The organism is Algoriphagus faecimaris, from assembly GCF_900101705.1.
GTDB classification, from domain to species: domain Bacteria; phylum Bacteroidota; class Bacteroidia; order Cytophagales; family Cyclobacteriaceae; genus Algoriphagus; species Algoriphagus faecimaris.
In genome coordinates, this window is the sequence record NZ_FNAC01000003.1 from 46148 (window position 1) to 58966 (window position 12819).

Annotated in this window: 16 protein-coding genes; 11 read left to right on the forward strand and 5 right to left on the reverse strand. The window is 39.8% G+C overall.

Translation table 11 applies throughout. From position 1 onward, the window contains the following. Positions 1–124: 124 nt before the first annotated feature. Together BLQ57_RS02260 and BLQ57_RS02265 are read left to right on the forward strand one after the other, a co-directional pair. A complete protein-coding gene (locus tag BLQ57_RS02260; protein WP_087939538.1) occupies positions 125–1240 on the forward strand; it encodes a sensor histidine kinase in 1116 nt (371 codons plus the stop codon). Further along, entirely contained in the window at positions 1231–1926 is a 696-nt protein-coding gene (locus tag BLQ57_RS02265) for a LytR/AlgR family response regulator transcription factor (protein WP_087939539.1), read from the forward strand. The genes BLQ57_RS02260 and BLQ57_RS02265 overlap by 10 nt, the downstream gene beginning before the upstream one ends. An 8-nt stretch (positions 1927–1934) precedes the next feature. Here the strand turns inward: BLQ57_RS02265 and BLQ57_RS02270 are convergent, their stop codons facing one another. From BLQ57_RS02270 to BLQ57_RS02280, 3 genes are all read right to left on the reverse strand, one after another. Then, a complete protein-coding gene (locus BLQ57_RS02270) occupies positions 1935–2282 on the reverse strand; it encodes a 5-carboxymethyl-2-hydroxymuconate Delta-isomerase (RefSeq protein WP_087939540.1) in 348 nt (115 codons plus the stop codon). Positions 2283–2401: 119 nt separating this feature from the next. Then, complete coding sequence (locus tag BLQ57_RS02275) at positions 2402–2695, reverse strand: Bor family protein (protein ID WP_087939541.1); 294 nt, start codon at positions 2693–2695, stop codon at positions 2402–2404. A gap of 31 nt (positions 2696–2726) precedes the next feature. After that, positions 2727–3419, reverse strand: coding sequence for a DUF4386 domain-containing protein (locus tag BLQ57_RS02280; protein WP_087939542.1), 693 nt, complete (start codon positions 3417–3419; stop codon positions 2727–2729). Between the two features lie 181 nt (positions 3420–3600). Between BLQ57_RS02280 and BLQ57_RS02285 the strand changes: the two genes are divergently transcribed. The 5 genes from BLQ57_RS02285 (at position 3601) to BLQ57_RS02305 (ending at position 8816) form a co-directional block, all read left to right on the forward strand. Further along, positions 3601–4041: a DUF7010 family protein gene (locus tag BLQ57_RS02285; RefSeq protein WP_205635622.1), complete on the forward strand. Its 441-nt coding sequence runs from the start codon at positions 3601–3603 to the stop codon at positions 4039–4041. A gap of 125 nt (positions 4042–4166) precedes the next feature. Next, positions 4167–5834: a serine hydrolase domain-containing protein gene (locus BLQ57_RS02290; protein WP_087939543.1), complete on the forward strand. Its 1668-nt coding sequence runs from the start codon at positions 4167–4169 to the stop codon at positions 5832–5834. Positions 5835–5865: 31 nt separating this feature from the next. Next, entirely contained in the window at positions 5866–7227 is a 1362-nt protein-coding gene (locus BLQ57_RS02295) for an amidohydrolase family protein (protein WP_087939544.1), read from the forward strand. A 311-nt stretch (positions 7228–7538) separates the two neighbouring features. After that, on the forward strand, positions 7539–7757 hold the full coding sequence (locus BLQ57_RS21410) for a GNAT family protein (protein WP_240507810.1): 219 nt from the start codon (positions 7539–7541) through the stop codon (positions 7755–7757). A 99-nt stretch (positions 7758–7856) separates the two neighbouring features. Next, the gene (locus tag BLQ57_RS02305; RefSeq protein ID WP_087939545.1) at positions 7857–8816 is read left to right on the forward strand and encodes an NAD(P)-dependent alcohol dehydrogenase; all 960 of its coding nucleotides are present in this window, start codon (positions 7857–7859) and stop codon (positions 8814–8816) included. Position 8817: 1 nt separating this feature from the next. Here the strand turns inward: BLQ57_RS02305 and BLQ57_RS02310 are convergent, their stop codons facing one another. Next, positions 8818–9390, reverse strand: coding sequence for a Crp/Fnr family transcriptional regulator (locus BLQ57_RS02310; RefSeq protein ID WP_087939546.1), 573 nt, complete (start codon positions 9388–9390; stop codon positions 8818–8820). A gap of 110 nt (positions 9391–9500) precedes the next feature. Between BLQ57_RS02310 and BLQ57_RS02315 the strand changes: the two genes are divergently transcribed. Beyond that, positions 9501–9956: a nuclear transport factor 2 family protein gene (locus BLQ57_RS02315; RefSeq protein ID WP_139162643.1), complete on the forward strand. Its 456-nt coding sequence runs from the start codon at positions 9501–9503 to the stop codon at positions 9954–9956. 8 nt (positions 9957–9964) lie between these two features. Here the strand turns inward: BLQ57_RS02315 and BLQ57_RS02320 are convergent, their stop codons facing one another. Beyond that, positions 9965–10543, reverse strand: coding sequence for a Crp/Fnr family transcriptional regulator (locus BLQ57_RS02320; protein WP_087939548.1), 579 nt, complete (start codon positions 10541–10543; stop codon positions 9965–9967). Between the two features lie 101 nt (positions 10544–10644). Between BLQ57_RS02320 and BLQ57_RS02325 the strand changes: the two genes are divergently transcribed. The 3 genes from BLQ57_RS02325 to BLQ57_RS02335 are packed head-to-tail and all read left to right on the forward strand — an operon-like array spanning position 10645 to position 12813. Then, positions 10645–11628, forward strand: a complete 984-nt coding sequence (locus BLQ57_RS02325) for a cyclase family protein (RefSeq protein WP_169712741.1) — start codon at positions 10645–10647, stop codon at positions 11626–11628. After that, complete coding sequence (locus tag BLQ57_RS02330) at positions 11625–12086, forward strand: DMT family transporter (RefSeq protein ID WP_087939549.1); 462 nt, start codon at positions 11625–11627, stop codon at positions 12084–12086. The genes BLQ57_RS02325 and BLQ57_RS02330 overlap by 4 nt, the downstream gene beginning before the upstream one ends. 7 nt (positions 12087–12093) lie before the next feature. Further along, positions 12094–12813 (forward strand): GNAT family N-acetyltransferase, encoded by a 720-nt coding sequence (locus tag BLQ57_RS02335; RefSeq protein WP_087939550.1) that lies wholly within the window; start codon positions 12094–12096, stop codon positions 12811–12813. Positions 12814–12819 lie beyond the last annotated feature (6 nt).

The window sequence follows — 12819 nt, forward strand, 5'->3', positions numbered from 1 at the left end:
TGAGAATGAACAAGCCACAATATCGAATTCTTTCAGTTGAGACTATTTTAAAGGGTTCATCATGAAAAAGGCACTGTTGGTCATCTTTATTTTCTAAAAATCATGGCTTGGCTATCTTAGAAGGATGTTTCCAAAAATTTCTTTCTTTAAGGCCCTAGGATGGGGATTAGGTGTGACGATACTCGTGACATTTTTGCTCCAGCGTATGGGATTTATTCGCATTGATTTTGACGAATACCTTGAAAACATCCTGATACTAGGATCCTGGTGGATGTTGTGCAGTTTGGTGTTTTATTACATTCGAAGGATCCGACTTAGAAAGAAGAGTTTACTCAGGATTCTTTACTTGGTACTTTTCCTGACAGGCATTTTACTTTTGGATCAATGGATGGACATTCCTGATAATCCTGTTTCCATATTCTTACTCATTCTATTTTGGATGGGGATTGCACAATTTGTGGCTCCCGTGTTTTTCAAAAAATTCCAAAAAACCATTTTCTTGGTATATGGCTTGGTTTGGATTGCTTTTACGCTGCTTCGGTGGAATGAAGCCTATTTGAGGGAACATCATCAACTGGCTATCCTTATGTTGTTGATTCCTATTCCTTTTTTTCTAATAATTTGGGTTTTTGAGCAGTGGAAAAGGATCAAAGATCTGGAGAGTCAGAAAAACCAAGCGGAGCTGACCATGCTTAAAAATCAGATCAATCCGCATTTTCTTTTCAATACTTTGAATAACCTCTATGGACTCTGTGTGGAAAAGTCCGATACGGCACCAGAAGTGGTACTAAAGCTTTCGGATATGATGCGCTACACAATTTATGAAGGGAAAAAGCAAGAGGTATTATTGAGTAAAGAGGTAGATTATATCAAGAATTTTTTAGGGTTGCAGCAGCTTCGTCACAGGGATGAACCCCAGGTTGATTTTGAAGTAAAAATAGAACAGGATAGTATGATTTCTCCCTTGCTATTTATAGTTCCTGTTGAAAATGCTTTTAAGCATGGGGTAGAAAAAATGACTGAGGGAGCATTTGTCAGGATTAGCTTGGTTTCGGAGCCAGAAAAATTGAAATTTCAAATAGAGAATAATTTCGATCCCGAATCGCAGGATGCGAAACCTGGAATTGGCTTGGAAAACCTAAAAAGAAGATTGGAGTTGGCCTATCCAAACTCACATTTTTTGCAAATCACCAAAAATAAGGATGTCCATCAAGTGATCTTGGAAGTTTTATGGAGCTAATCAATTACGTGATATTGGATGACGAACCGATTGCGCATCGAATCATTGAGGGTTATTGCGAGAATTTTTCTTTCTTGAATAAGGTTGGGAATTTCTACAATGGATTTGAAGCACTGGAATTTTTTAGAAAGGGAAAGGCTGATTTGATCTTTTTGGATATCAATATGCCCAAGTTGACTGGGTTTGAAATGCTTAAATCCATATCTGATCCTCCAAAGGTTATTGTTACCTCGGCCCATCAAGAATTTGCCGTAGAAGGGTATGAGTTGGATATCACGGATTATTTATTGAAACCCTTTGGCTTAGACCGATTTATAAAGGCAATCAATAAATTGAGAGTCGGCGAAAGAAAGACAAATGAGCATTCTGATGTCGAATACCCAGGTAGAATCTTTCTCAAATCAGATAAAAAGTATGTTCAACTGGAATTGAACGATATTTTTTATGTACAGGCTTTGGGGAATTACACCAAGGTTTTTCATTCCCAAGGCATGCTAATTTGTCCGGATAAGATTTCAGATTTGGAGGCGAAGCTGCCTTCTCCCGGATTTATTCGGGTTCATAAATCCTACCTGATCAATCGTGATCGAATTGAGTTTGTGGAAGGGAACCAAATCAAGGTAGCGGAAGTGATGATTCCAATTGGCCAGACATACAAAACCAGGCTCCAAGGGTTTTTGAATTGAGCCAGATTTTAGGGGAGCATATTTTTGTTGAAATATCCATTCTTATCGAAATCCCTGATATTCATCGATACAATAGCGAGTTCTGGAAAAAGCTCGTTGAGTTTTGTTACCACATTTTTTGAAAGGGCATTTTTCTGCTCTGCTGTTCGTCCTTCCATAATATTTCCGAAGACATGGATAATCTCGGATGGTGAAAATGTTCCAAATGAATAGGTAAAGGGTCTTATTCTGACTTTTATATCTTCTGGCTGAAATAAGTCTGATGAGCTTGCTGCTTCATAAACCGTTTTCATGATTTTTTCAGGGGGCTGCTTTTCTAAAAGCACTTCTGAACAGTCAATGATAAAGTGGGGCATATTTCTATTGAATTTGAATTATTAAATGCTCGGAGCAAGCTGAATAATTTTTGATTGTTTTTTTAAAAGGGTATCCACAGGTAATCTGGAGATACCCTTTCTTTTTTATTTTGCGTGTTTTACTTTCTCACAATGGTAGTGGTAGGGGCATATATCCCGAATGTCAATACGTGAATCAATCCATCCACGAAAGTGTGCTTTGTGGTTACTTCATAATCCTTTGCACCTCGAGCCATTTTTTCTGGATCGGATATTTTCAAGGGAGCCAATCCCTCAATCAGGTAATGGTTTTTCTCTTTGTATTCTATGCCAGTTTGTGAACCTTCCCCTACGGTAACGGTATAGGAGTGGCATGAACTTAATAGAAGAGTTGTGGCTAGAACCACTGCGAAAGTTGAAACGATTTTTCTCATTTTGCTTGTGTTTAAATATGTAATAGTTGGTTTAGTTTTTATTCAATCCTTTAATTATCAGGTAAATGCAAAGGGATAATTCTGTGATCACCGCAGTAGCTAAGACTAGGTTTTCACTTTGTGATGCGTATTGCGGCAAAAGGATGTTGGTGAAGGAATCAATCAGATAAGCAAAGCCGGCGATGAATACCATGACTCCAAGAATTCTTGAAAACCAGCCGGATTTGTACATCATATAGCCCAAAACCAAACAGCTCATCCCAAAAGGAATCCCACTAAGTAAATAGCCCATCCGATGGGATTCAATCAGATAGCCAATTTGTTGCGCTACCCTATTTGGGTCAGTTGGATCAGGGAAAAATTGGAATAGAACAGGGATTTGTAAAAGATGAATCAGGTTGATTCCTATTATGGCTGCCTGCACCAGTCTTAGAAATGCAGCTAAATAGGATAGTCTTGGAAAGTTCTTCTGAAATAAGATGAAGAAAAACCAGGCTAAACCGATATCAGCCAAAACCATGACCATGTCCAAGGAAACTCCAACCCTAAGTAGGCTTTGGCTTCCTTTGATGTTTTCCATCGTCTGCAGGATATCTTCTGGCAGGAATAAAACTCCCCGAACTCCCAACTCGCTGAAAAGTCCGCAAACAATCACAACTAAATAAAGTACGCCTGAGAGCCCCAAGAATAGATTTCTGTCGCTTTGATCTATGAGATTTTTCATTTCATCCTAATTTTTCCACAAACCTAAGGCGGAAAAAAAGGCTGGAAATTGACTTAGGTTAAGAATGTTTGGAGGGTTGAAAAATTTATAAATCAATTCTTAACCCAGATCAATTTTTAGGATCATGGAGCTTGGTAATTTTGGGCATCAGAGTATAAAAGTTTGAAAATCATTAGTATAGATGAAAAGGACATTAGATCTACAACGTCAAGAATATTCACAACGAGTGTTTTTAGCCACACCACTAGCAGGGATCCTTGCCTGGACGCTAGTTGGTGTTACCTCCTTTTTTGTTTCGGAGCTTTGGAGAGTTTGGATCCTATTCATAGGGACAGGCTCTATCGTTTATTTAGGAATTATGATTTCGAAGTTTACGGGGGAGAATTTTCTGGATAAAACCAGGCCTAAAAATGAATTTGACCGACTCTTTCTGTTTACAGTGTTCCAATCACTTTTATCTTATGGGATTGCCATTCCCTATTTTCTGGAGGACTCCAATTCATTGCCTGTTTCCATCGGGATTTTAACAGGATCTATGTGGATTCCTTTTTCTTGGATCATTGGACATTGGGTAGGTCTTTTTCACGCGTTTTTTAGGACTGCTGGGATTCTGGTTTTGTGATATGCATTTCCTGATCATCGTTTCTCGATCATTCCTGCTTGGATTGTATTCATTTATTTTATGTCGATTTTAATCCTTCAAAAAAGAAGAGCAAATTTGATTCGATCCAATAAAGACTAAAACCTATGAAACAGCTAGCTTTCATTTTCACCTTTTATATAAGTACCATCGGGGTTTCCCTAGCACAATTAAGTCCCGAAAAGGAAACTCTTCTAGATTCCATATTTCAAGAATGGAATCAGCCAGGCATGCCGGGAGGATCGATTGGGGTAATGCAAGATGGTAGAATTATCTACTCCAAAGCATTCGGCTTGGCAAGTTTGGATTTTGGAGTTCCTAACATGCCAAACACCTTATTTAATATCGCTTCGGTTTCCAAACAATTCACAGCTATGGCCATAGTCAGAATGGCTGAAAAGGGGCTTCTTTCTCTGGATGATGATGTTCGGAAATATCTTCCCGAAATACCTGATTTTGGACAGACTATCACATTTAAACATTTGATTCACCATACGAGTGGGTTGCGAAGCGTTCACTATATGCTGGGTTTGGCAGGATGGAGAGGAGATGATGTTCGGACTAATGAGGATGTGTTTCGGTTTGTGACTATGCAAAAGGACCTAAATTATCCGGTCGGGGAGCGATACGGCTATTGCAATACGGGCTATGTGCTGATGGCTTTGGTGGTGGAGCGGCTTTCCGGGAAGTCATTTGCAGAATGGATGAAAAGCGAGGTTTTTGAACCTCTTAGTTTGGAGCACACCTATGTGGAGGATAATTACACACGGGTAGTTCCAAATAATGCATCCTCCTATTATCATAGTGAAGGAGTAGTGTTTGAACGAGCTCTGGACTATTGGAACTATACCGGAGCAGGAAATATCCATTCCACAACTGAAGATTTGCTCCTTTGGGCCAAAAATCTGTATAGCCCCAAACCTGGCTGGGAAAATGCTTTCGAGAAAATGAAAGATGTTGGAATTTATTCCAACGGGCAGCCCAGCAATTATGCCTTCGGTCTATACGTGGATGAATATGGGAGCCAAAAGAGAATCCATCATTCCGGATCGATTGGAGGTTTTCGGGCTCAGATTGCCACTTTTCCAGACTTGAATCTGAGCATTTCGATCCTTTCCAACTTCAGCTCTTCCAATTTGGGACAAAAACTCAATGGGGTTTCCGAAATTATTTTGGATAACGATGGCACCTCCAATAGCCAATCAGAATTGCCGCAGCAAGTGATGCAAGATGTAGATCCAAATCTAGCGATACTAATTAAAGGGAGTTATTGGGATACCTATGAAAAGAGGGTATTTCAAATTGAAAAAAAGGGGCAAAAACTCTTTGTTGTTGCCGAATCCTCTGAACGTTTACTTCAGCATCTGGGGGATGGAGAATTCAGTATAAAAGATGCAGATGGACGTAAATTGAAGTTTGATATTCAAAATGAAGAAGTAAGCAGTGCAAAGTCGATTTCAAAGGAAGGCATAGAAAACGTCTGGATTCCTCTTGGTGAAAATTCCTTCTCAGCATCTGAACTGAAGGATTTTGAAGGCGAATATTACAGCGGGGAACTTCAAACTTCATATTGGTTTAAAATTGAAGGAGATCATTTAGTTGCCTATCATCCACGACATGGTGAAATTCCTTTAGAGAGATTGACCTCAAATGCTTTTAAAGGAAGATGGCCGGCACTTATTGTGGAATTTGTTCTTAATCCAGACGGAAAATCAGCAGAAGTAATGCTGTCGAATGACCGGGTTAAAAATTTGAAGCTTTCCCGTCCGAGCTAATTTTCTTACAACAACTTAAACAAAACTTTAAATGAAATTATTCATTCTGGGAATTCTATTGCCTTTTCTTAATGGAACAGCCCCTTATCAAGATACTGATACACTGCTAATTAATCACGTGAATGTGATCAGTATGACCTCCAATGAAGTATTGGAAGACCAAGAAGTATGGATTGTAAATCAGAAAATTCAACGTATTCAAGCTGCATCGAATAGTCTGAAATCAGGCTTTTACCGAGTTGTGGATGCTTCGGGAAAGTATTTGGTTCCAGGATTTCATGAAATGCATTTTCATTGGAGAAATCAACAGGGAGGTATCGAGCGCGATCTGAACCTTTTGCTGGCCAATGGGGTGACCACAGTCCGGAATATGGCAGAATATGACTGGCAAGATCAGGTGGCTATCCGAGAAAAAATTAATTCGGGTGAAATTCTGGGTCCCAGATATTTCACCACAGGACCTTACTTGAATTCCTCCATGCTGCAAAGTGAGGAGGAGGCGAGAGAAAAGGTTCAACTCCATATCGAAAAGGGATATGATTTCCTGAAAATCGCAGACAATCTCCCAGAAAATAGCTACCTGATTCTGTTAGAGGAAGCCGAAAAAGTGGGGCTTCCAGTCATCGGGCATGCGCAACGGGCATTGGAAATAGACTACTCTCTGAGAATGAAGTCCATCGAGCATGTGGAGGAATTTGTCTATCTCTTTGAAGAAACTCAACGAAATGATGAGAATTTTATGGACTCCATTGTGGAGGAAATTAAAATCAGCGGGATTACTATAGTGCCTACATTAAAGGTGTTCGAACGGATTGTCTATTATCTCAATGATTCTGAATTCAAGAAATTAGAACAAGTGGAATGTTCAGAATATATGCTTCCCGGCGATAGAAATTATTGGCTTTCTGACGAGAACCCTTATAGAAAAGACCTTAAAGGGAAAGTGCTTTTTGGTAAAGATGCGGAGGTATTATTGGCCGAATGGTTGGTATGGATGAAGGACTTTACACTCAAATTGGCTGAGGCAGGTGTGCCTTTTATGATTGGTTCAGATACCTTTGGTCTAGTTGTTCCAGGCTTTTCCCTTCATGAGGAAATGGAGCTTTTACAGGATGCCGGGATGGATGCTTTCGAAATATTGAAGGCTGCAACCATTACTCCAGCTCGGTATTTGGGTACACAGGCGGTGGAGGGAACAGTTTCTGTTGGGAAAAATGCCAACCTCGTCCTTTTGCACTCCAATCCCTTAGAAGATATCCGAGCTACCAAGGATATTTCTGCTGTTATACTCAATGGGAAATTGATGGATCGCAATTCCTTGGACTCTTTGCTAAAGGAAGTTTTGGAAATTAATGCTTCCTTTATTCCATCACCCAATTCAAACAAAGATTAAATTGATAATGAAAATCTATTTGAAAGAAATTATCTCTATTGTCTTTTCTGTTAATAATCAGAAACTGGCTGGTTAAAATGTTTGATTATGAGATATATAATTGAAAAGTGCGAGCCTTCTGTTTTTCCACAATTAGTGGAGATTTGGGAGGATTCAGTGAGAAAGACCCATGATTTTCTTTCATAAGACGATATTGCTTACTTCAAAACCTTGATCTTAGACACCCATTTATATGCAGTGGATTTACGGGTAGTACGTGTTTCCAAAGGTCAAATCTTAGGTTTTTAGGAGTTGATGGGAGGAATTTGGAGATGTTGTTTTTACATTCTAATGCTTTTGGAAAAGGACTGGGTAGACTTTGCCTTGACTATTCAATCAATAAAATGGGAGTGGAAAAGGTAGATGTTAATGAACAGAATGAGCGGGCTTTGGGATTTTACTTGCATTGTGGGTTTCAAATAGTCGGGAGATCCGAATTGGATCCGCAGGGAAAACCTTTCCCCATTTTTCATCTGGCATTGAAGTCCTGATTCAAATCTTTTTTTCAAGAATTCCACTTCTTAACCCAAGTCAATTTTTAGAACAGAGGTGGGTTTTACTTTTGAAGTGTAAATCAAAACTCTTTGAAAATGAAAGCATTTACCTTTAAAAAGTATGGTTCTTCGGATGTGTTAAATCCTGAAACCCTAGAGAAGCCAATTCCAAAAGCCAACCAGATTTTGGTGAAAATTTACGCAACTTCCGTGACTGCGGGAGACTGGAGAGTCCGCAGTGCAACCCCTTTTCCTATTCGATTTCATTCCGGGTTACTAAAGCCAAAGAATACTTTGCTTGGCCATGAGTTTGCCGGAGTAGTTGAAATGGTCGGAGAGGAAGTGGGAGAATTTCAGGTCGGGAACCGGGTTTTTGGAAGCATGGGGATGAAGTCAGGGACTTATGCTGAATACATAGCAGTCGATGTTGAGTCGCCCATAGCAAAAATTCCAGAAGGATTGAGCTTTGAGGAAGCTGCGGTGGTTCCGGTAGGCTTTCTTTCGGCATATTATTTTCTTCAAAAAGTAAATCTGAAGCCGGGAATGAAGGTTTTGATCCATGGAGTATCCGGATCGGTTGGGTCAGCGATGCTCCAACTGGCTAAAGCAAAGAATGCCTATGTAGTAGGGGTCTGTAGTTCTAAAAATGCGAGTTGGGTGAAAGATTGGGGAGCTGACGAGGTAATTAGCTATGATAATGAAGACTTTACTATACTTCCCAAAAAATTCGATCTGATTGTTAACGCGGTTGGAAAGACTTCTTTTCGGGAGATTAAACATTTACTCAAGCCTGAAGGGAAATACATGTCTAATGATGCTGTCTTGTCCGATTATTTGGATTTGCTGACTCAGACCTTAGGTGGTAAAAAAGAGCAAGTCATCGTCGGGATTGCTGAGCAAAAAAAGACTGATTTGAGAGTAATTCAATCTTTGCTAGCGGAAAGAAAAATCAGGCCTTACTTGGATAGAGTTTATTCATTCGACGAAATTTCTGCTGCCCATACCTATGTGGAAAAAGGAAGAAAAGCAGGGAATGTGGCTATTCAGATTGCATAGATCAAGATTTGGTAGCCAACCGTTTTCGAATCCTGCTTAGAGATTCTGGTTTTACTCCAAGGTAAGAGGCCAGAATATACTGGGGAACCCGGTTGAGTAGTTCCGGTTGATTTTCCTGCAATTCCAAGTAGCGTTTCTCCGGTGACTTAATCATGTAATCGGCCAGCATTTGTTGGTTTTTCCCAAACTCCTGCTCAATTGAAACCCTGCATACTGATTCAAATACCGGTACCCGTTTAATCAGTTCCTGTTCATTATCATAGCTTAAAATGGTCAGGGTAGTATCTTCCACGCATTCAAAATAATGCTTAGCCGGGGTTTTGTTCAAGTAGCTTGAAAGGGAAGCAATGGGCTGACCTTCTTCAAAAAAGTGAATAGTTCTTTCCTCTCCATCGATTAAGTAATACAAACGAACAAGACCTTTCAGGTTGAAATAGGATTCCTTGGAAACCTGACCCTCAGCTAAAAGAATTGTACCCTTTTTGAAGGTTTTGATCGGGATCAATTCGTCGATGATTTGAGCTTCTTCCTCTGTGAGAGGGATTTCAAATAGGGATGAACTTTGTGTGACCATGGCTTAAAATAGGAATTTTCAAAAAAAATGAGTGTGTATATCTTGGAATAAATACGAATGGGGTATGCTTTGAACCTTTTTCCAACACAATAAAAACAAAAATGCTTGAAATGAAAACTGCTATTGCGTATTTACTGTATTTGGGGTTTTTGGGAGTTCAAAATGATTTAAATACTAACTCTGATGAAAAATCTAAACAGAAAGAATTGATCAATCAATATTATCAACTCAATCTTAAAATTTTCAGTAAAGGATCTGATATGAAAGATGTTGAAGCATTATTTCAACTGTTCACAGAAGACTTTACTTATGTCCATAGGGAATATGGTGGAGTTTATACCCGAGAAGAGTTGTACACTGGATATTGCCGAAACCTGGAATTAGGAGAATACGACGGAAGCATTTATGATATCCGTGTATTTTCGCTCATTTCTGGAAAAGATGCACTAGCTGTAAGCAAGAGATTCTTATCCAAAACCAATCCAAACCCTCAAAAGGAAGATGGAGAAATGGCTGTATTTGAATTTAGGAATGGAATGATTTACAGGATCACGGAATATTGGTAATCACTGGTTTACCAGTCCATTTTCTTTTTCATTCGGCTGAAAAACTCTGGTGTCACTCCCAAATAGGATGCGATGAGTTTCTGGGGAATTCGAGTTTCGTATTTCTTGAATTTTTCATGAAAAGCACGATAGCGATCTTCCCCGGACTGACTATTGGTTTCTAAAATCCGCTCTTGAAAAGATACAAAAGCCCGCTGGGTAACAATTCGAAAAAAACGCTCCAATTGGGGGATTATAGAATACAATTCTTCCAATACCTCATAAGAAAGTTCGAGAACGGTGCTTTCCTCCAAGGCCTGAACATTAAAAATGGCTTCCCCTTGGGTAATAAAGCTTTTCAGATCACTGATCCACCAACCTTCAAAGGCGAATTGGATGATATGGTCTTTTCCCTTGTCATCAGTAAAGTAGGCCATAACCGATCCTTCTAGAACGAAATTGGTCACATTGCTTTTCCCCCCTGCAAATACCAAAAACTGCCCCTTTTTGTATTTGCGGGTACTGAGTTTGGAAAGAATTAGGGACTTCTCATAGTCAGATAGTACAATGTGTTTTTCCAAGCTTTGCCAAAGTAGTTCAGGAATCATCTTGATCTAGGTTAAGTGAAAGACTTAATCCAGGTCATTCGACAAGGATTGTAATTGCAGGACCTTTGAAATGTTATTATAAACCAAAAAAAACTAATATCATGAAAAAATGGATGTTCTTTTCCTATTTCTTAACCTTTCAGGCAGGTTTTGGTCTTTCACAGGTCATGTTATCTGAAGAAGTTGGAATAAGCCCTTGGGGCCCCGATGATGAAATAGGTACGCTCAATTTGATGAGCGATCAGAGTAGATTAGAGGTGTTGAGCCGGATTGGGTCTGGTAAAATCTATGACTTGGGTGTGGAGTATTTTGTTGGAATGCCCAGCTTTCATGCTTTGGGAGATCCAGCCTATAAAATTTGGATGACCCATACTCCCAAAGGTACGCTCATTGACAATCCCAATGGAATGGGAGATGCGATGAATGCCAAAGTCAGCTATACCGGCGATGCCATTTCCATGTATACCCACATGGGAACCCATATCGATGCATTGAATCACTTTGGCTTAAATAATAAAATCTGGAATGGCTTTTCAGTTGATGAATACTTGGGGGATAAAGGATGGAAAAAAACAGGAGCCGAAACCATTCCTCCCATAATCGGAAGAGGTGTTTTAATAGACGTCCTAGCTCTGAAAGAGGTAGAACAGCTGCCTGAAAATTATCGAATCAACTCTTCTGATTTGAAATCAGCGCTCGAAAAGCAAGGAACGAAACTGGAGAAGGGAGACATTGTCCTCATCCGAACCGGGCAAGCTAGGCATTACGAACATGCTGACCAGTATCTTGATAACTACCCCGGGATCAACCTAGACGCAGTCAAATGGCTGGTGGAGGATCAAGAGATCATGCTTTTGGGTGCAGATAATTTAAGTTTCGAAGCTTTCCCGCCTGAGCGTGAGGATAATTGGGTACCCGTCCATACCTATCTGCTGGCAGAAAAAGGTGTCATGTTTATCGAGCAAATGAACCTGGAGAGTTTAGCCCAAGATAAGGTTTATGAATTTGCCTTTATAGGCAGCTCGTTAAAGTTGAGAGGAGCATCTGCAGCACCGATGCGTCCCATAGCTATACCTATCCAATGATTGATCTGAAAATGGAAAATCTTCATTTGATGGTAACGGCCTTTGGAGTTGGAATCCTTATTGTCCTGCAAGGCAGTCTAAATGCACAGTTAGGGGTAAGGTTAGACAATGCATTAGTAGCATCTTCTATTAGTCTCCTTGTCAGTGCTTCACTCGGTGTTTTAGTAGTTCTTCTTGTTCAAGAGAATATGGCTGTATTGGAAAAAATCCAGACCATTCCATTGTACTTATTGTTCTTGGGGGGAGTTCTGAGCTTTCTTGCAATTGCTTCTTTTTACTATGTGATTCCAAAAATCGGGATTTCTACTACGGTCGCATTTGGTTTAAGCGGTCAATTGATTTTTGCAGGATTGGCTAGCCACTTTGGGTGGTTTGGATTACCTGTTGAGCCCATCACTTTTAAAAGAATGATGGGAATCTCCCTGATGATTCTTTCAGTATTACTAATTAAATCCTAGTGGTAAAATGAATGTGTTGAAATATCAAAATCTATTCAACCTTACTGAATTATGGAAAATAGGAGGGCTTTTATCCGGTAAATTCATTTCAGAGAATGGGGTTTTTGCCAGTTTCGGAACTGAGGGAGATTGGCCAAATAAGGTATGGATAAAAGGCTCTTTAAATTCCCAAAAGCTGTTGACTGTCCCATCGCTATTAAAGAGAAAACCCTTTAGTCTGGCAATTTGGGAGGATGAAAACAAAGATGATTTACTAGGTGAATTTGGCTTCCATCCTTCCTCTGAATTGGTGGGGATGTCCTGTGATTTAGCTTCTTTTTCTTTCCGATCCGATTCGCCGATCAAACTGCAATTGGCAAAAACTCCTGAACAAACATCGATTTGGTCTTGGGGGTTCTTTGAAGCCTTCGGGTATGAAATACCACCTATTACAGTGTTAGCCCTCGGGGAAAAAGTAAGTTTTTTCACTGCCTCATTTGAAGGTAGTCCTATTGGAACCAGCATGATCTTTAAAGATTCCAGGAGTATATCTGGGATTTATTCGATTGGAGTGATTCCCTCTTTTAGGGGAAAAGGTCTGGCAAATCACTTATTCGAGGCAACGCTAGCTCAGCTGAAGAAAGATGGTGCCAGCAGAGCTGTCCTCCAAGCCTCTACCATGGGGATGGGATTGTATTTGAAATACGGATTTCAGTCGGATTTTAAAATCAGATTTTATAAAAACTAAAAAAGA

What these genes read in the sequence shown, in the direction of transcription:
- BLQ57_RS02260 (WP_087939538.1), top strand. Translation starts at nt 125, where the DNA reads ATGTTTCCAAAAATTTCTTTCTTTAAGGCCCTAGGATGGGGATTAGGT.
- BLQ57_RS02265 (WP_087939539.1), top strand. Translation starts at nt 1,231, where the DNA reads ATGGAGCTAATCAATTACGTGATATTGGATGACGAACCGATTGCGCAT.
- BLQ57_RS02270 (WP_087939540.1), bottom strand. Translation starts at nt 2,282, where the DNA reads ATGCCCCACTTTATCATTGACTGTTCAGAAGTGCTTTTAGAAAAGCAG.
- BLQ57_RS02275 (WP_087939541.1), bottom strand. Translation starts at nt 2,695, where the DNA reads ATGAGAAAAATCGTTTCAACTTTCGCAGTGGTTCTAGCCACAACTCTT.
- BLQ57_RS02280 (WP_087939542.1), bottom strand. Translation starts at nt 3,419, where the DNA reads ATGAAAAATCTCATAGATCAAAGCGACAGAAATCTATTCTTGGGGCTC.
- BLQ57_RS02285 (WP_205635622.1), top strand. Translation starts at nt 3,601, where the DNA reads ATGAAAAGGACATTAGATCTACAACGTCAAGAATATTCACAACGAGTG.
- BLQ57_RS02290 (WP_087939543.1), top strand. Translation starts at nt 4,167, where the DNA reads ATGAAACAGCTAGCTTTCATTTTCACCTTTTATATAAGTACCATCGGG.
- BLQ57_RS02295 (WP_087939544.1), top strand. Translation starts at nt 5,866, where the DNA reads ATGAAATTATTCATTCTGGGAATTCTATTGCCTTTTCTTAATGGAACA.
- BLQ57_RS21410 (WP_240507810.1), top strand. Translation starts at nt 7,539, where the DNA reads ATGTTGTTTTTACATTCTAATGCTTTTGGAAAAGGACTGGGTAGACTT.
- BLQ57_RS02305 (WP_087939545.1), top strand. Translation starts at nt 7,857, where the DNA reads ATGAAAGCATTTACCTTTAAAAAGTATGGTTCTTCGGATGTGTTAAAT.
- BLQ57_RS02310 (WP_087939546.1), bottom strand. Translation starts at nt 9,390, where the DNA reads ATGGTCACACAAAGTTCATCCCTATTTGAAATCCCTCTCACAGAGGAA.
- BLQ57_RS02315 (WP_139162643.1), top strand. Translation starts at nt 9,501, where the DNA reads ATGAAAACTGCTATTGCGTATTTACTGTATTTGGGGTTTTTGGGAGTT.
- BLQ57_RS02320 (WP_087939548.1), bottom strand. Translation starts at nt 10,543, where the DNA reads ATGATTCCTGAACTACTTTGGCAAAGCTTGGAAAAACACATTGTACTA.
- BLQ57_RS02325 (WP_169712741.1), top strand. Translation starts at nt 10,645, where the DNA reads ATGAAAAAATGGATGTTCTTTTCCTATTTCTTAACCTTTCAGGCAGGT.
- BLQ57_RS02330 (WP_087939549.1), top strand. Translation starts at nt 11,625, where the DNA reads ATGATTGATCTGAAAATGGAAAATCTTCATTTGATGGTAACGGCCTTT.
- BLQ57_RS02335 (WP_087939550.1), top strand. Translation starts at nt 12,094, where the DNA reads ATGAATGTGTTGAAATATCAAAATCTATTCAACCTTACTGAATTATGG.